11 protein-coding genes are annotated in these 18031 nt (G+C 70.4%); 5 read left to right on the forward strand and 6 right to left on the reverse strand.

Annotated features, from left to right (window positions below; translation table 11 throughout):
• Positions 1–174 precede the first annotated feature (174 nt).
• Positions 175–2997 carry a preprotein translocase subunit SecA gene (gene secA, locus OG349_RS22860; protein ID WP_327236382.1) on the forward strand — a complete coding sequence of 941 codons (2823 nt, stop codon included), beginning with the start codon at positions 175–177 and terminating at the stop codon, positions 2995–2997.
• A 100-nt stretch (positions 2998–3097) separates the two neighbouring features.
• On the opposite strand, the gene OG349_RS22865 is transcribed toward secA, so the two are convergent.
• On the reverse strand, positions 3098–3442 hold the full coding sequence (locus OG349_RS22865; RefSeq protein WP_327238678.1) for an Rv3235 family protein: 345 nt from the start codon (positions 3440–3442) through the stop codon (positions 3098–3100).
• Positions 3443–4054: 612 nt separating this feature from the next.
• On the opposite strand from OG349_RS22865, the gene OG349_RS22870 reads away from it, so the two are divergent.
• The 3 genes from OG349_RS22870 to OG349_RS22880 all read left to right on the forward strand — a co-directional run bounded on the left by OG349_RS22870 (position 4055) and on the right by OG349_RS22880 (position 10965).
• Positions 4055–4561: a DUF6912 family protein gene (locus OG349_RS22870; RefSeq protein ID WP_327236383.1), complete on the forward strand. Its 507-nt coding sequence runs from the start codon at positions 4055–4057 to the stop codon at positions 4559–4561.
• A 70-nt stretch (positions 4562–4631) separates the two neighbouring features.
• A complete protein-coding gene (locus OG349_RS22875; protein WP_327236384.1) occupies positions 4632–5303 on the forward strand; it encodes an HAD family hydrolase in 672 nt (223 codons plus the stop codon).
• Between the two features lie 592 nt (positions 5304–5895).
• Positions 5896–10965, forward strand: coding sequence for an NAD-glutamate dehydrogenase (locus tag OG349_RS22880; RefSeq protein WP_327236385.1), 5070 nt, complete (start codon positions 5896–5898; stop codon positions 10963–10965).
• Positions 10966–11081: 116 nt separating this feature from the next.
• Here the strand turns inward: OG349_RS22880 and OG349_RS22885 are convergent, their stop codons facing one another.
• Both OG349_RS22885 and OG349_RS22890 read right to left on the reverse strand, forming a co-directional pair.
• A complete protein-coding gene (locus OG349_RS22885) occupies positions 11082–11831 on the reverse strand; it encodes an ABC transporter ATP-binding protein (protein WP_327238679.1) in 750 nt (249 codons plus the stop codon).
• An 82-nt stretch (positions 11832–11913) separates the two neighbouring features.
• A complete protein-coding gene (locus OG349_RS22890; protein WP_327238680.1) occupies positions 11914–12786 on the reverse strand; it encodes an ABC transporter permease in 873 nt (290 codons plus the stop codon).
• 225 nt (positions 12787–13011) lie between these two features.
• Between OG349_RS22890 and OG349_RS22895 the strand changes: the two genes are divergently transcribed.
• Positions 13012–13623, forward strand: a complete 612-nt coding sequence (locus tag OG349_RS22895; RefSeq protein WP_327236386.1) for a TetR/AcrR family transcriptional regulator — start codon at positions 13012–13014, stop codon at positions 13621–13623.
• A gap of 37 nt (positions 13624–13660) precedes the next feature.
• Here the strand turns inward: OG349_RS22895 and OG349_RS22900 are convergent, their stop codons facing one another.
• The 3 genes from OG349_RS22900 to OG349_RS22910 form a co-directional block, all read right to left on the reverse strand.
• Entirely contained in the window at positions 13661–15637 is a 1977-nt protein-coding gene (locus tag OG349_RS22900; RefSeq protein WP_327236387.1) for a bifunctional glycosyltransferase/CDP-glycerol:glycerophosphate glycerophosphotransferase, read from the reverse strand.
• Positions 15638–15782: 145 nt separating this feature from the next.
• Positions 15783–16664, reverse strand: coding sequence for a carbohydrate ABC transporter permease (locus OG349_RS22905; RefSeq protein ID WP_161308693.1), 882 nt, complete (start codon positions 16662–16664; stop codon positions 15783–15785).
• Positions 16661–18031 carry a carbohydrate ABC transporter permease gene (locus tag OG349_RS22910; RefSeq protein ID WP_327236388.1) on the reverse strand — a complete coding sequence of 457 codons (1371 nt, stop codon included), beginning with the start codon at positions 18029–18031 and terminating at the stop codon, positions 16661–16663. The genes OG349_RS22905 and OG349_RS22910 overlap by 4 nt, the downstream gene beginning before the upstream one ends.

Consider the following 18031-nt stretch of genomic DNA (forward strand, 5'->3'; position numbering starts at 1 on the left):
GCGTCCCGCGCGTTCTCATTGCGGGTGACAGCAGGCCTGCGTGACAGCGGCCCTCCCGGCGCAGGCGGGTCCTCGCTTACGATGGCCGATGCGGTGGGGCCCGCCTGCCGTGCCCGCGCCCGTGTTCCTATACGACCCACGTGCCAGGCCCGACCGGCAAGGAGACCAGCCTCAGTGTCCGTCTTCAACAAGCTCATGCGTGCAGGCGAAGGCAAGATCCTGCGCAAACTGCACCGCATCGCGGACCAGGTCAACTCCATCGAAGAGGACTTCGAGAGCCTCTCCGACGCCGAGTTGCGGGCGCTCACCGACGAGTACAAAGAACGCTACGCCGACGGTGAGAGCCTGGACGACCTGCTTCCCGAGGCCTTCGCGACCGTTCGCGAGGCGGCCAGGCGTGTCCTCGGCCAGCGTCCTTACGACGTCCAGCTGATGGGTGGCGCCGCGCTGCACCTCGGTTACGTCGCCGAGATGAAGACCGGTGAGGGCAAGACCCTCGTCGGCACCCTGCCCGCGTATCTGAACGCGCTGTCCGGGAAGGGCGTCCACCTGATCACGGTGAACGACTACCTGGCCGAGCGCGACTCCGAGATGATGGGCCGCGTCCACAAGTTCCTGGGCCTCACCATCGGCTGCATCCTGGCCAACATGACGCCCGCGCAGCGCCGCGAGCAGTACGCGTGCGACATCACGTACGGCACGAACAACGAGTTCGGCTTCGACTACCTGCGCGACAACATGGCGTGGTCCCAGGAAGAGCTGGTCCAGCGCGGTCACAACTACGCCATCGTGGACGAGGTCGACTCGATCCTCGTGGACGAGGCCCGTACGCCGCTGATCATCTCCGGCCCCGCCGACCAGGCCACCAAGTGGTACGGGGACTTCGCCAAGCTTGTCACCCGCCTCGCCAAGGGTGAGGCCGGCAACTCCCTCAAGGGCATCGAGGAGACCGGCGACTACGAGGTCGACGAGAAGAAGCGCACGGTCGCCATCCACGAACCCGGTGTCGCGAAGGTCGAGGACTGGCTGGGCATCGACAACCTGTACGAGTCGGTGAACACCCCGCTCGTCGGTTACCTGAACAACGCGATCAAGGCCAAGGAACTCTTCAAGAAGGACAAGGACTACGTCGTCATCGACGGCGAAGTCATGATCGTCGACGAGCACACCGGCCGTATCCTCGCCGGCCGCCGCTACAACGAGGGCATGCACCAGGCGATCGAGGCGAAGGAAGGGGTGGACATCAAGGACGAGAACCAGACCCTGGCGACCATCACCCTCCAGAACTTCTTCCGCCTCTACGGCAAGCTCTCCGGCATGACCGGTACGGCCATGACCGAGGCCGCCGAGTTCCACCAGATCTACAAGCTGGGCGTCGTGCCGATCCCGACGAACCGGCCCATGGTCCGCATGGACCAGTCCGACCTGATCTACCGTACCGAGGTCGCCAAGTTCGCGGCGGTCGTGGACGACATCGCGGAGAAGCACGAGAAGGGGCAGCCGATCCTGGTCGGCACCACCTCGGTCGAGAAGTCCGAGTACCTCTCGCAGCAGCTCAGCAAGCGCGGCGTGCAGCACGAGGTGCTCAACGCCAAGCAGCACGACCGGGAGGCGACGATCGTCGCCCAGGCGGGCCGCAAGGGCGCGGTCACGGTCGCCACGAACATGGCCGGCCGTGGTACGGACATCAAGCTCGGCGGCAACCCCGACGACCTCGCGGAGGCGGAGCTGCGCCAGCGCGGCCTGGACCCCGTCGAGCACGTCGAGGAGTGGGCCGCGGCCCTGCCCGCCGCGCTGGAGAAGGCCGAGAAGGCCGTGCAGGCCGAGTTCGAAGAGGTCAAGGACCTCGGCGGGCTGTACGTGCTGGGCACCGAGCGGCACGAGTCGCGCCGTATCGACAACCAGCTGCGCGGCCGGTCCGGGCGTCAGGGCGACCCCGGCGAGTCCCGGTTCTACCTGTCGCTGGGCGACGACCTGATGCGGCTGTTCAAGGCGCAGATGGTCGAGCGTGTCATGTCGATGGCGAACGTCCCCGACGAGGTCCCCATCGAGAACAAGATGGTGACGCGCGCGATCGCCTCGGCCCAGTCGCAGGTCGAGCAGCAGAACTTCGAGACGCGGAAGAACGTCCTCAAGTACGACGAGGTCCTCAACCGGCAGCGTGAGGTCATCTACGGCGAGCGCCGCCGCGTCCTGGAGGGCGAGGACCTGCACGAGCAGGTGCGGCACTTCATGGACGACACGATCGACGCCTACATCCAGGCGGAGACCGTCGAGGGCTTCGCGGAGGAGTGGGATCTGGACCGGCTGTGGGGCGCCTTCAAGCAGCTCTACCCGGTGAAGGTCACCGTCGAGGAGCTGGAGGACGCGGCCGGCGACCGGGCGGGCATCACGGCCGAGTTCATCGGCGAGTCCATCAAGGACGACATCCACGACCAGTACGAGGACCGGGAGAACCAGCTCGGCTCCGACATCATGCGGGAGCTGGAGCGGCGCGTGGTGCTGTCCGTCCTGGACCGCAAGTGGCGTGAGCACCTCTACGAGATGGACTACCTCCAGGAGGGCATCGGCCTGCGGGCCATGGCCCAGAAGGACCCGCTGGTCGAGTACCAGCGCGAGGGCTTCGACATGTTCAACGCCATGATGGAGGGCATCAAGGAGGAGTCCGTCGGCTACCTGTTCAACCTGGAGGTCCAGGTCGAGCAGCAGGTCGAGGAGGTCCCGGTGCAGGACGCGGCGGAGCGTACGTCGCTCACCAAGGACGCCACGGTGCCCGCCACGCGTCCCGAGATCCGCGCCAAGGGCCTGGACGCCCCGCAGCGGCCGGACCGGCTGCACTTCTCCGCTCCCACGGTGGACGGCGAGGGCGGTGTCGTCGAGGGCGACTTCCAGAACGCGGACGGGCCGACGCGCTCCACGTCGGACGGGCTGACGCGCGCGGAGCGCCGCAAGGCGCAGAAGGGCGGGGCCCAGGGCGGGCGCCGCCGCAAGAAGTAGCTCCTGACGGGTCCTCCTGAGGGACCACGACGGAACGGGCCACGGACCGGGCCGGGGTGCGCACACGCGGTGCGCGCCCCGGCCCGTTCTCATGTCCGGCTCAGGTCCGGTCGCCGCCCAGCTCGACCGCCGCGCACCGCCAGCGCAGATCGGTGCCCCGCTCCAGCCGGAAGGCCAGGGCCCGCACCTGTGCGCCCGCGGCGATGCTGGCGGACGCCTCCAGGACGCCGGGGCGCGGCTCGAAGCTCCGGCAGGTACGGACGACGGGGTGCACGCCCCGCGCCCGCAGCGGGGTGCCGGGCGCGAGGCGTACGAGCTGCTCGTACGCGGGTCCGACGGTCTGGCCGAGCATCCAGTGGACGGGCCGGCGCCCGCTGAGGACGGCGAGCAGGCGCTCGGCGAACAGTTCGTGGGGCGGGACGTGGCGGCGGCGCTGCGGGCCCACGGTGCCGGGCCTGCGCTGGTCTCGCCGACCGGGCGGCCTGGATCCGGCGACCGGCCGTCCGGCGGGCGCGGAGCCGGCCTGGCCGGCCGGACCGGCGGGGGAGCGGGTGGTGCCGGTCGGCCTGGTCGGACGGGTGGCCGTCGCGGCCCCCGCCACCGTCGCGGCGCCGCCCGCGCTGTTGGTACCGCCCGCTGTGCGAGCCGCCTCCGCCGTACCCGAGGTGGCCGCCCCCGCGTGGTGGGTCGTGCCCGCCGCACCTGTCGCGCCCGGGTCGCGGGTGGTGTCCGCCGCCTCCGTCGCGCCTGCCGCGCGAGTCGTTCCTGTCGTGGTCACGCAGATCGCCCCCGTTCTGCCCGTCCGGTTCGAATACCGGGCGGTAACTTGTGATGGGGATCTTCTACGGGGCCGGGGAGACCGTGGCAAGAGCCGTCCGTGGGCGCGCCGCGCGGCCGTGATGTCACCTATCCGGGTGACGGGCGGTCCGTACGGCCCCGGCGGGGGCAGGGAGGACGGTTCCCGGGTGGACGCCGGGGGACCTCGTACGCGTCACCCCCACGAGGGATTCCCGCACGTATCCTTAAGCGCTCACCCGACTAGGAAAGCGGTCAGCCCATGCGCGTCTATGTCCCCTCGACCCTCCCCGGTCTCGCGGAGGCGCACAAGACGGGCGAGCTGGGCCCCGGGCCGCTGACGGCCTACGCGGTGACCCCCGGGCTGCGCGAGTGGTACGTCTCCGACGACATCGAGGAGCTGGAGTACGCGGCCCTCAACCGGGCCGCCGCCGCCTCCCTCCGCCTCCTCGCCGCGGACCCGGACGCCGCCCGCCGCCGGGTGGTCGTCGCCGTCGACGTCCCCGACAGGGAAGCCGTCTCCGACCCGGACCGCGGCCTGGACTCCGCCGGTCTCGGCGAGGTGCGGATCGCCGCGGCCGTGCCGCTCGCCGGGGCCGCCGCCGTCCACATCGACGCGGACGACGCGGACGCCGACGTCTCGGCCGCCGCCGCCGCGCTGGGCGCCGCGGATCACGGCGACGACGACGCGCAGTTCGTCGTGGACGGCGCCGAGGACCACGAACTGCTCTGGTACGGCGTCCAGGAGATCGGCCACCTCATCGGCTGAGCGGGCCGCCGGGACCCGTACGGCCCGTGGCCACTGCACCGATGTCAGTGGCGGGCGGTACGGTTTTGCCATGGGGAAGCAGAACACGCATCTGGTCTGGGACTGGAACGGCACACTCCTGGACGACATCCAGGCCGTCATCGGGGCGACCAACGCCGCCTTCGGTGAGATCGGGCTGGAGCCGATCACCCTGGCGCGCTACCGCGAGCTGTACTGCGTGCCCGTGCCGGTCTTCTACGAGCGGCTGATGGGCCGGCTGCCGACGGACGCCGAATGGACCGTCATGGACGAGACCTTTCACCGGCATTATACGGAGCAGCGCGTCGGCTGCGCCCTGACGGCGGGCGTCGAGGAGCTGCTCGCGGGCTGGACGCGGGCGGGCCGCAGCCAGTCGCTGCTGAGCATGTACGGCCACGAGGAGCTGGTTCCGGTGGTGCGGGGGTACGGCATCGAGAGCCATTTCGTACGGGTCGACGGGCGCACGGGTCCCTCCGGGGGGAGCAAGGCGCTGCACATGGAGCGCCATCTGGTCGCCCTGGCGTCGGTCGGCGCGATATCGCCCGAGCGCACGGTGGTCATCGGCGACGCGGTGGACGACGCGGTGGCGGCGGCGCATGTGGGCGCGCGGGCGGTGCTGTACACGGGCGGGTCGCACAGCAGGACGAGCCTGGCGGCGGCGGGGGTGCCGGTGGTGGACTCCCTGGAGGAGGCGGTGGCGGCGGCGCAGGATCTGGTGGGCTGAGAGCGGGTCCCCGGCGTCTGTCCGGTGGGCGGTGCCGTCAGCCCGGTGGGCGTGCCGCTCAGTGATGTCCTCAATCGCCGGACGGGCTTGATCGGCCCCGGCGTGGTGGGCGGGTGCGGGTCACCGCGTCCTCAATCGCCGGACGGGCTCCGTTGTGGCCCGGCGTGGTGCGTGGGTGCCGCTTACTGATGTCCTCAATCGCCGGACGGGCTTGAATTGCGCCCGGTGAGGCTTGATGGGGCCGGAGCAGTCCGGAGCCTCTGTGTCGCTGGCCGGAGTGTCAAACTTCGCGGTGCGCTTTTGTACACATGCGGCTCATGACGGGGCCCCGGTGGAGAGCGATAGCCTGGGGCAGTGATCAGCGCGATATGCCGTGGGGGCAGCGAAGCCCCCCGTCTGCGCCCGGAGCGCCACCGCGCCCGGGCCGTCGTCGATCGCCGTTATCCGGACCGGCCGTCAAAATTGGCCAATAACGTCCCGGACATCTCTCATCGCGGCATAACGTCGACCCCGACCGGAAACCCCGCGTCGTGGCGTTGTGGCGCTTCCTTCATCTACGTCACGCAACGGCGCGCGACAGGAGCCAGAGGACATGCAGACCAAGCTGGACGAAGCCAAGGCCGAGCTGCTCGAACGGGCGGCCCGGGTCGCTGAGAACAGCCCGGCGGGGGAGACCGGAGGACTGGGGGGCAGCCCCCTGGCCGACCAGGCCGCGGGCGGGTCCGCGCACGAGGGGCGTTCCGGACAGGACGCGCTTCTCGCGTACCTCCAGCGCTACTACCTGCACACCGCTCCCGAAGACCTGGCCGACCGCGATCCGGTCGACCTCTACGGCGCGGCGCTCTCCCACTACCGACTGGCCGAGAACCGCCCGCAGGGGACCGCCGACGTGCGGGTCCACACCCCCACGGTCGAGGAGAACGGCTGGACGTCCAGCCACACCGTCGTCGAGGTCGTCACCGACGACATGCCCTTCCTGGTCGACTCCGTCACCAACGAGCTGTCCCGCCAGGGCCGCGGCATCCACGCCGTGATCCACCCGCAGGTCGTGGTCCGCCGCGACGTCACGGGCAAGCTGATCGAGGTGCTCCCCGACGGCCCCGCCACCGGGACGGAGCGTCCGCACGACGCGCTCACCGAGTCCTGGATCCACGTCGAGATCGACCGCGAGTCCGACCGCGACGACCTCCGGCAGATGACCTCCGACCTGCGGCGCGTCCTGTCCGACGTACGGGAGACCGTCGAGGACTGGGACAAGATGCGCGAGGCCGCGCTGCGCATCGCCGAGGAGCTGCCCACCGAGCCGACCGCGGACGACCTGCGCGTCCAGGAGGTCGACGAGGCCAGGGAGCTGCTGCGCTGGCTGGCCGCCGACCACTTCACGTTCCTCGGCTACCGCGAGTACCAGCTGACGGACACCGACTCGCTGTCCGCCGTGGCCGGCACCGGCCTCGGCATCCTGCGCTCCGACCCGCACCACAGTGAGGACGACGACCACCCGGTCAGCCCGTCGTTCAGCCGGCTGCCCGCCGACGCGCGCGCCAAGGCCCGTGAGCACAAGCTGCTCGTCCTCACGAAGGCCAACAGCCGCGCCACCGTGCACCGCGCCGGCTATCTCGACTACGTCGGGGTGAAGAAGTTCGACGACAAGGGCAACGTCGTCGGCGAGCGCCGCTTCCTGGGCCTCTTCTCCTCGGCCGCGTACACCGAGTCCGTCCGCCGGGTGCCGGTCGTGCGCCGCAAGGTCGCCGAGGTCCTTGAGGGCGCCGGCTACTCGCCGAACAGCCACGACGGCCGCGACCTGGTGCAGATCCTGGAGACGTACCCCCGCGACGAGCTGTTCCAGACGCCGGTCGACCAGCTCCGCTCGATCGTCACCAGCGTCCTGTATCTCCAGGAGCGCCGGCGGCTGCGGCTGTACCTGCGCCAGGACGAGTACGGGCGCTACTACTCCGCCCTCGTCTACCTGCCGCGCGACCGGTACACCACCGGGGTCAGGCTGCGGCTGGTCGACATCCTCAAGGAGGAGCTGGGCGGCACCAGCGTCGACTTCACCGCGTGGAACACGGAATCGATCCTCTCCCGGCTGCATTTTGTCGTACGGGTCCCGCCGGGCACCGAGATCGGCGAGCTGACCGACGCGGACGCCGACCGGATCGAGGCCCGGCTCGTCGAGGCCGCCCGCTCCTGGGCGGACGCCTTCTCCGAGGCGCTCAACACCGAATGCGGCGAGGAGCGCGCCGCCGGGCTGCTGCGCCGGTACGGGGGCGCCTTCCCCGAGGGCTACAAGGCCGACCACAGCCCCCGGGCCGCGGTCGCCGACCTCGTCCACCTGGAGGCGCTCACCAACGATGGGAAGGACTTCTCGCTCTCCCTGTACGAACCGGTCGGCGCGGCCCCCGGTGAGCGGCGCTTCAAGATCTACCGGCTGGGCGAGCAGGTGTCCCTCTCGCGCGTCCTGCCCGTGCTCCAGAGGCTCGGGGTCGAGGTCGTCGACGAGCGTCCGTACGAGCTGCGCTGCGCGGACCGCACCCACGCCTGGATCTACGACTTCGGTCTGCGGATGCCGGTGAGCGGCCTGGGCGGGGAGACGCGCGCCGACGACGCCCGCGAGCGCTTCCAGGAGGCCTTCGCGGCCGTCTGGACGGGCGCCGCCGAGAACGACGGCTTCAACTCCCTCGTCCTGGAGGCCGGGCTGAGCTGGCGTCAGGCGATGGTGCTGCGCGCGTACGCCAAGTACCTGCGCCAGTCCGGGTCGACGTTCAGCCAGGACTACATGGAGGACACCCTCCGTACGAATGTCCACACCACCCGGCTGCTGGTCTCGCTCTTCGAGGCACGGATGTCGCCGGGCCACCAGCGCGCCGGCACGGAGCTGACGGACGGGCTGCTGGAGGAGCTGGACGGGGCGCTGGACCAGGTCGCGAGCCTGGACCAGGACCGGATCCTGCGGTCCTTCCTCACGCTCATCAAGGCCACGCTGCGGACCAACTACTTCCAGTCCGCGAGCCTGGACACGGGCACGACGGACAAGACCGGCGAGGCCGAGCGGGCCGAGAAGCCCGGGAAGCCCGGGAAGGCCGACAAGGCCCCGGTCGCCAAGCACCACACGTACGTGTCGATGAAGTTCGACCCGCAGGCCATCCCCGACCTGCCGGCCCCCCGGCCCGCGTACGAGATCTGGGTCTACTCCCCGCGGGTCGAGGGCGTGCACCTGCGCTTCGGCAAGGTCGCGCGCGGCGGGCTGCGCTGGTCCGACCGGCGGGAGGACTTCCGTACGGAGATCCTCGGCCTGGTCAAGGCGCAGATGGTCAAGAACACGGTGATCGTGCCGGTCGGCGCCAAGGGCGGCTTCGTCGCCAAGCAGCTGCCCGACCCGGCCGCGGACCGGGACGCGTGGCTGGCCGAGGGCATCGCCGCGTACAAGATCTTCATCTCGGCGCTGCTCGACATCACGGACAACATGGTCGCGGGCGCGGTGGTGCCTCCTACGGACGTCGTCCGGCACGACGAGGACGACACCTACCTGGTCGTCGCCGCGGACAAGGGCACGGCGAGCTTCTCCGACATCGCCAACGCCGTCGCGGTCGCGTACGACTTCTGGCTCGGTGACGCGTTCGCCTCCGGCGGCAGCGCCGGGTACGACCACAAGGGCATGGGCATCACGGCCCGAGGCGCCTGGGAGTCCGTCGAACGGCACTTCCGGGAGCTGGGGCACGACACCCAGTCCGAGGACTTCACGGTGGTCGGCGTCGGTGACATGTCGGGTGACGTGTTCGGCAACGGCATGCTGCTCTCCGAGCACATCAGGCTGGTCGCGGCCTTCGACCACCGGCACATCTTCATCGACCCGCACCCGGACGCGGCCACCTCCTTCGAGGAGCGCCGCAGGCTCTTCGGGCTCCAGCGCTCCTCGTGGGCCGACTACGACAAGGCGCTGCTCTCGCAGGGCGGTGGCGTCCACCCCCGTACGGCCAAGTCGATCCCCGTCAACACCCACGTCCGCGAGGCGCTCGGCATCGAGCCCGGGGTCACGAAGCTGACCCCCGCCGAGCTGATGAAGGCGATCCTCCAGGCCCCCGTGGACCTGCTGTGGAACGGCGGGATCGGTACGTACGTCAAGGCGTCCACGGAGACGGACGCGGACGTCGGCGACAAGGCCAACGACGCGATCCGGGTCAACGGCGAGGATCTGCGGGTCAAGGTCGTCGGCGAGGGCGGCAACCTGGGGCTGACCCAGCTCGGCCGCATCGAGTTCGCCCGCCGGGGCGCCGGCGGCGAGGGCGGCAAGGTCAACACCGACGCCATCGACAACAGCGCGGGCGTGGACACCTCCGACCACGAGGTCAACATCAAGGTGCTGCTCAACGGCCTGGTGACGGAGGGGGACATGACGGTCAAGCAGCGCAACAAGCTGCTGGCCGCGATGACCGACGAGGTCGGCTCGCTCGTGCTGCGCAACAACTACGCGCAGAACACGGCGCTCGGCAACGCGCTCATCCAGTCGCCGTCCCTGCTCCACGCCCACCAGCGCTTCATGCGCAGGCTGGTGCGGGACGGGCATCTGAACCGCGCGCTGGAGTTCCTGCCGACCGACCGGCAGGTCCGGGAGCTGCTCAACGCCAACAAGGGACTGTCCCAGCCCGAGCTGGCCGTGCTGCTCGCCTACACCAAGATCACGGTGGCGGAGGAGCTGATCCACACGGATCTGCCCGACGACCCGTACCTGCGCAAGCTGCTGCACGCGTACTTCCCCGCCCCGCTGCGGGAGCAGTTCGCCGAGCAGATCGACGGGCACGCGCTGCGCCGCGAGATCATCACGACGGTGCTGGTCAACGACACGGTGAACACAGGGGGTTCGACCTTCCTGCACCGGCTCCGCGAGGAGACGGGGGCGTCGATCGAGGAGATCGTACGGGCGCACACCGCGGCCCGCGAGATCTTCGGCCTGAACGCCGTGTGGGACTCCGTCGAGGCGCTCGACAACAAGGTCGAGGCCGACGTCCAGACCCGGATCCGGCTGCACTCGCGCCGCCTGGTCGAGCGCGGCACGCGCTGGCTGCTGGGCAACCGGCCGCAGCCGCTGGAGATCGCGTCCACGATCGAGTTCTTCGCGGCCGGCGTGGAGGACGTCTGGGCGCAGCTGCCGACGATGCTGCGCGGCGCGGAGCTGGAGTGGTACCAGCGCATCCTGGACGAGCTGACCTCGGCGGACGTGCCGGAGGAGCTGGCCCTGCGGGTCGCCGGGTTCTCCTCGGCCTTCCCGACGCTGGACGTCGTGGCGATCGCGGACCGTACGGGACAGGACCCGCTGGGCGTCGCCGAGGTGTACTACGACCTCGGGGACCGGCTGCGGATCACCCAGCTGATGAACCGGATCATCGAGCTGCCGCGGGCCGACCGCTGGCAGTCCATGGCCCGCGCCTCCATCCGCGAGGACCTGTACGCGGCGCACGCGGGGCTCACCGCGGACGTGCTGTCCGTCGGGGACGCCAACTCGACTCCCGAGGAGCGCTTCAAGGCGTGGGAGCAGAAGAACGCGGCGATCCTCGGGCGGTCGCGTACGACACTGGAGGAGATCCAGAGCTCCGACGCGTTCGACCTGGCGAATCTGTCGGTGGCGATGCGGACGATGCGGACGCTGCTGCGGACGCACAGCTGAGCCGTTCAGCTTGAGCCGTTCAGCTGAATCGCGCCGCGCCCCGGCCTCCGTACGAGCTGTCTCTCAGCTCGTACGGAGGCCGGGGCGCGTGGCCGTCCTGTTCCTGGTTCTTGTTCCTACTTCTTGCCACCGGTGAACTTCTGGTAGGCGGCCACGACCTCTTTCGCCGGGCCGTCCATCCGCAGGACCCCCGATTCCAGCCAGAGCGCGCGGTCGCAGGTCTCGGTGATGGTGTTGTTGCTGTGGCTGACGAGGAAGACCGTGCCGGCCTCCTTCCTCAGCTCGGCGATGCGCTCCTTGCTGCGGCGCTGGAACTTGGCGTCGCCGGTGGAGAGCGCCTCGTCGATCAGCAGGACGTCGTGGTTCTTGGCGGCGGCGATGGAGAAGCGCAGGCGGGCGCCCATGCCCGAGGAGTACGTCCGCATCGGCAGTGAGATGAAGTCGCCCTTCTCGTTGATGCCGGAGAACTCCACGATGTCCGCGTACCGCTCGCGGACCTGCTCGCGCGTCATGCCCATGGCGAGTCCGCCGAGGATGACGTTGCGCTCGCCGGTGAGGTCGCCCATCAGCGCCGCGTTGACGCCGAGAAGGGAGGGCTGGCCCTCGGTGTGGATCAGGCCCTCGCTCGGCGGCAGCAGCCCGGCGATGGCCTTGAGCAGGGTCGACTTGCCGGAGCCGTTGGAGCCGATGAGGCCGATGGCCTCGCCCTTGTACGCGACGAAGCTGACGCCCTTGACCGCGTGCACCTCGCGGACGCCGGGGGCGGCGCGGCGGGAGGCGATACGGCTGAGGGCGGAGGTCGCGGAGCCCTTGCCGCCCTTGGTGCCGTGGACCTTGTACGTGATGTGGACACCGTCGACGATCACGGTGGGGGTGGGCTCGGGGGCGGGGGGTTCGGGGGCGGGGGCGGCCCGCGTTTCGGCCTTGGTGAGGTCGGTCCTGGTCAGGTCAGCCACGTCCGTACTCCTCCTCTGCCTTCCAGAAGTAGACAAATCCGCCGACCCCGACCACCACCGCCCAGCCGAGCGCGATGGCCCAGACGTGGTCGGGCAGTTTGTCGGAGCCGAAGCTGTCGATGAGGGCGAAGCGCATCAGGTCGATGTAGACGGCGGCGGGGTTCCACTGGAGGAGCAGCGCCACCGAGTGCGGCAGCTTCCCGGACACCTTGTCGATGCTGTACATCACGCCCGAGACGTACATCCAGGTGCGCAGCAGGAAGGGCGTCAGCTGGGCGATGTCCGGCGTCTTGGCGCCGAGCCTGGCCATGATCATCGAGAGGCCGGCCAGGAACACCGACTGGAGCAGCAGTGCGGGCGCCGCCAGCAGCCAGCTGAGCGTCGGGTACTGCCCGAAGCAGACCAGGATCGCGGCCAGCGCGGCCATCGAGAAGAGCAGCTGCTGGAGCTGCTGGAGCGCGAAGGCCAGGGGCAGCGAGGCGCGGGGGAAGTGCAGGGCCCTGACAAGGCCCAGGTTCCCCGAGATCGCCCGGGTGCCGGAGGTGATCGCGCTGGACGTGAAGGTCCAGATGAAGACGCCGGTGACGAGGAACGGGATGTAGTCCGGCACGCCGTGCTTGGTGTTCAGCAGGATGCCGAAGATGAAGTAGTAGACCGTCGCGTTGAGCAGCGGGGTCATGATCTGCCAGACCTGGCCGAGTTTCGCCTGGCTGTACTGGGACATCAGCCGGGCGGTCGCGAACGCGGTGATGAAATGGCGGCGCGACCAGAGCTGGCGGACGTACGCGGGCAGTGAGGGGCGCGCTCCGCTCACGGTCAGTCCGTGGCGGGCGGCGAGGGCGGCCAGGTCCGTACCGGGCGGCAGGAGACCGGTTCCGACCTGGGCGTTCTCGCCTTTCCGGTCGGGGTCCTGTCCGGGGTTCGGCGTGGTGGGGGAGATCGTCTGGCTCACAGGTACCGCTTTCGACGGTGGCTGGGTCGACGCAGGCGATGGAACGGGTCCGTATCGTCGCAACGTCGATGCTAGGACGATTTTCCGACGGAACGCAACCGTAGCGTCGTGACGCCTTGGTCAAGCTATGCTCAACTCATGACCACGGATCCGCGCACTTCACGCCGCGTACCCGCGGGAGCCGCCGTGCTCCGGGAGGACGTGACCGACGCCATCCGCGCCGCGGTGTTCGAGGAACTGGCCGCGGTCGGGTTCGCCCGGATGTCGATCGAGGGCATCGCGCGGCGGGCCGGGGTCGGCAAGACCGCCGTGTACCGCCGGTGGAAGTCGAAGCTGGCGCTCGTGCTGGACCTGCTGTCCGTCTTCGCCGCGCAGGGCCTGCCCGCGCCGGCCACCGGGTCGCTCTACGGGGACGTACGGGCGCTGCTGGAAGTGGCCTCGCACGCGTTGCGCCATCCGGTGGCCTCGCAGGTGATCCCGGACCTGCTGGTGGAGGCGGCGCGCCACCCGGAGATCTCCGACGCGATCAAGACGGCGCTGCTGGACGGTCAGCAGGGGATCGCGGCGGTGATCGTGCGGGAGGCGGTGGAGCGGGGGGAACTGCCGGAGGGCACGGACCCGGACCGGGCGCTGGACCTGACCGTGGGGCCGCTGTACTGGCGGCTCGTGGTGGTCAGGAACGACCTGCCCAAGGGGTATCTGGACATGCTGGCGGCGTCGGCGGTGGCCGCGCTCAAGGGCGGCGCGTAGGCCCCGCCCGGGGCATCGGAACCGGATCGGGGCGGTGTCACGTCAGGAAGACGCGGCGCACCACCCGTTCCGCCGCCCCGGCGTCCGCGTACGGGCAGAAGCGCGCCCGGAACGCCGTCCTGAGCTGGGCCGAGCGCGAGCCGCGCCAGTGGTCCGTGGTGAAGATGTCGATCAGCTCGTCCTCGGTACGGGCCACCGCGCCCGGCGGGAATGCGCTCAGGTCCACGGAGGTGCCCCGGACGGCCTCGAAGACCTGGCGGTCGGCGTGGTGCAGGACGATCGGCCGGTCCAGGTGCGCGTAGTCGAACATCAGCGGCGCGTAGTCCGTGATCAGCGCGTCCGAGACCAGACAGAGGACTTCCGCGGACGGGTGCTCCGACACGTCCATGATCCGGGGGTGGGGCGCGGCGGGAGCCACCCGGGTCAGGACGACGTAGCGCGGGCCCAGGGACCGGGCGAGGCGTTCCAGGTCCAGTGACGGCGTCTGCACGCGGTGGTGGTCGCGGTGCGCGGGGGCGTACAGGACCGTGGTGAAGCCCTCCGGAATGCCCAGGGACTCCCTCAGGCCCGGCACGTCGGCGGGGGCGTGGAGCGTGTCGTGGCGGGGGTGGCCGTATTCGAGGGTGGTCGCGGGGGAGGGGTACGCCTTCTCGTGGGTCAGGGTCGCGTGGCGGTTGGCCGAGAGGGTGTAGTCCCACCGGGCCGCATCCTTGAGGAGCCTGGGGAGGTCCATCGGCACCGCCGGGCGGTCCGCCAGGTCCAGGCCGACGGACCCGAGCGGGGTGCCGCGGTGGGTCTGGAGCAGCGTCTGGCCGGGGCGTTCGACCAGCCGGGGGTCGAAGAGGGTGTCGCTGGTGAGGTACGCGGACCTGGCCAGCGCGGTCCAGTACGCGAAGGAGTCCGGGTCGGTGAGCCAGGACGTCCGGATGCCCGGCGCCAGTTCGCGTACCTTCCGCTCGATCGCGGCGGGGTCGCCGCCGGGGCCGTACGTGGCGAAGGCCGCGCGGTCGGCGCGCAGCGGAAGCCGGCGCTGGACGGCGTAGTGGAGGCGCAGGGCCACCGCGCGCACGGCGCGGCGTACGGCGGTGGTCGTACGGCGTGCGCGGGCGCGCAGGGCGCGGGCGGCGCGGAGGACGGCGTACGTACGGTGGGCGCCGTGACGCAGCAGGGGATGGCCGACGAGCGTGCCCGGGGTGCGGTAGCGGCGGTGGTGGGCGCGGGCCCGGCGGAAGAACGCGGCGCGCGGCCGGGCGGTGGCCGCCAGCAGCGCGAGGTGGTCGAGCATGCGCCGGTGCACGACCGGGCGCCAACGGGCCTCCTCGGGGCGGCCGGTGAGGAAGGCGAAGACGCGGTCGTACGGGGCGAAGACGTCCAGGTGCGCGGACGGCGGCGCGGGCAGCGGGAGTGGGCGCTCCACCGCGCACACCTGGCCGAGTGTCACGATCGACGCGGCCGTCATCAGCGCCGGGTAGGTCCAGGCGACGTCGGAGAAGCGGCCGGGCGGGAAGGTGAGGCCCGCGCTCTCCACGAACTCCCTGCGGTACGCCTTGTCGGTGGCCGTCAGCAGGAAGGGCAGCGCGTCCGGGGCGACCTCTTCGGTGAGTGTGGCCACACACGGGGTGCGTACGGTCCCGTCCGACGGGTGCGCGACGGCGTGGTCATGGACGAGGACATCGGGGCTGTCCGTCTCCTTGAGCCGGTCCGAGAGGGCCTGGAGCGCGCCGGGGACGAGGGTGTCCCGGCCGTCGAGGAAGATCACGTAATCGGCGGTGGCGCGGGCGAGTCCGGCGTTGCGCGCCGGTCCCGCGCCCGCGTGCGCGGTGAGACGGACCGGGGTGAGACGGGGGTCACGGGCCGCGCACGCGTCGATGATCTCGCCGCAGGCGTCGGGCGAACCGTCGTCCACCACAATCAGTTCCAGGTCGTCGCAGGTCTGCGTCCGTACCGATTCCAGGCAGTCCTGGAGGTACGCCTGGACCTTGTACGCGGTGACGATCACGCTGAACCGGGGCATGGCCCGGGAACGGCCGCAGAGGCGCCGGGGTTACGCGGGACGGGCCGAACGGGGGACAGGACGCGCGGGACGCCCGCACGGGACAACGCGCCGGGGAGGAGTGAACCCTCCCCGGCGCGCGGTCACTTGACGGCTGTGTTCACGGCTACTTGACGGCCCCCGCCATCACGCCCGTCACGAACTGCCGCTGGAACGCGAAGAACACGACCAGCGGGATCACCATCGACACGAACGCCCCGGGCGCCAGCACGTCGACGTTGTTCCCGAACTGCCGTACCTGCTGCTGGAGTGCGACCGTGATCGGCGGATTCTTGGAGTCCGCGAAGACCAGCGCCACCAGCATGTCGTTCCAGACCCAGAGGAACTGGAAGATGCCCAGCGAGGCGATGGCCGGCCCGCCCAGCGGCATCACTACCCGCGTGAACAGCCTGATCTCGCCCGCCCCGTCGAGCCGCGCCGCTTCGAGCAACTCCCTGGGGATCTCGGCGAAGAAGTTGCGCAGCAGGAAGATCGCGAAGGGCAGACCGAAGGCGACATGGAAGAGGATCACGCCGAAGGTCGTCTCGAAGATGCCGACGGCGCCGAAGAGTTTCGACACCGGGACCAGCGCGACCTGCACCGGCACGACCAACAGGCCGACCACCACCAGGAACCACCAGTCGCGCCCCGGGAAGTCCATCCAGGCGAAGGCGTATCCGGCGAGCGAACCGATCACCACGACGAGCAGGGTCGCCGGGACGGTGATCAGGATCGTGGAGAACAGGGAGTTGGTGATGACGTCGTTGTCGAGGAGCCGGGAGTAGTTCTCCGTGGTCAGCTGCGCGGGGGCGGTGAAGACCTGCCACCACCCGCTCGCGCTGATGTCCGTGGAGTCGCGCAGCGAGGAGAACAGCAGCCCGATCGTCGGCATCAGCCAGAACAGCGCGACCAGGAGCAGGAAGACACGCAGGACGCCGCCCCCCGCCCGGGCCGCGAGCCGGGCCGCGAGGGACTGCTTCGCCTTGACCGCGGGCTCGGTCGTGGTCATCGGCGAGTCTCCTTTCGCATCCTGCGGACGTTGAACAGCATCACCGGGATCACCAGCAGGAGCAGCAGTACGGCGATGGCGCTGCCGACGCCGAGATCCGCGTCCGTGCCGAACGACGACCGGTAGAGCTGGAGCGCCAGTACGTTGGCGTCGTCCTGGGACGAGCCGGGCGCGATGATGAAGACCAGGTCGAAGATCTTCAGCACGTTGATCATCAGGGTGACCATGACCACCGCGAGGACCGGGGCGAGCAGGGGCACGGTGATCCGGCGGAAGACCTGCCACTCGTTGGCGCCGTCCACCCGTGCCGCTTCGAGCAGTTCACGCGGCACGCTCGCCAGGCCCGCCGCGATGAGGACCATCGCGAAGCCCGCCCACATCCACAGATAGCTGCCGATGATGGCGGGGGTGACCAGGTTCGGCCCGAGCCAGTTCACCCCGTTGTACGGCTCCCGGAAGTTCGAGGCGGGCAGCCGGAGCTGGGCGCCGTCCGCCTCGGCGGGGAGGGTGAACGTACCGTCGGCGGCGGCTTCGGTGCTCGCGACGACCTTGCCGTCCTTGACCGCCTCGACCTTGATGCCCTTGAGGCCCAGCTCGGACGCGTCGATGACGTTGGGCTTTCCGCCGCCGCCCCGGGTGAAGTCCAGCCAGGCCGTGCCGTTGACCTTGTCTTCGGAGCCGGAACTGTCCGACGGCTGCGGCGCCTTCGCCCGCTCGGCGTCGGACGGCATCACGTCCGGGGCCACCCCGACCAGGGGCAGCTGTACGTCCGTACCCGCCCGGACCGTGTCCTTGGTGACGAACGCGCCGCCGCCCGCCGCCTTCAGCGGGTGCACCGGCAGCGGATGGGCCTTGGGGAAGCCGGCCGAGTCGCTGAACGTGTCGTGCACGCCCACCCAGACGGCGTTGGCGATCCCGCGCTCCGGGTCCTGCTCGTACACGAGCCGGAAGATGATGCCCGACGCGAGCATCGAGATCGCCATCGGCATGAAGACCACGAGCTTGAACGCCGTGCCCCAGCGCACCCGTTCGGTGAGCACGGCGAAGATCAGGCCCAGCGCGGTGGCGACCGTCGGGGCGACGACGACCCAGATCGCGTTGTTCTTGACCGCCGTCAGGATGGTGTCGTCGGTGAATATCTCGATGTAGTTGTCGAGCCCGGCGAAGCTGCCGCCGGACTTGTCGAAGAAGGACCGGTAGACCGAGAACCCGATGGGGTAGACCACGAGCGCGCCCAGCAGCACGAGCGCGGGCAGCAGGAAGCCGGCCGCGATCGTTTTACGTGTGCCTGTCACGCTCTTGCGTGTGTTGCCCGGGACGGAGGGCACCGGCGTGGTGCTCTTGGTGCCCTCCGCTGTCGCCGACAT

The organism is Streptomyces sp. NBC_01317 (assembly GCF_035961655.1).
In the GTDB taxonomy this organism is placed as follows: domain Bacteria; phylum Actinomycetota; class Actinomycetes; order Streptomycetales; family Streptomycetaceae; genus Streptomyces.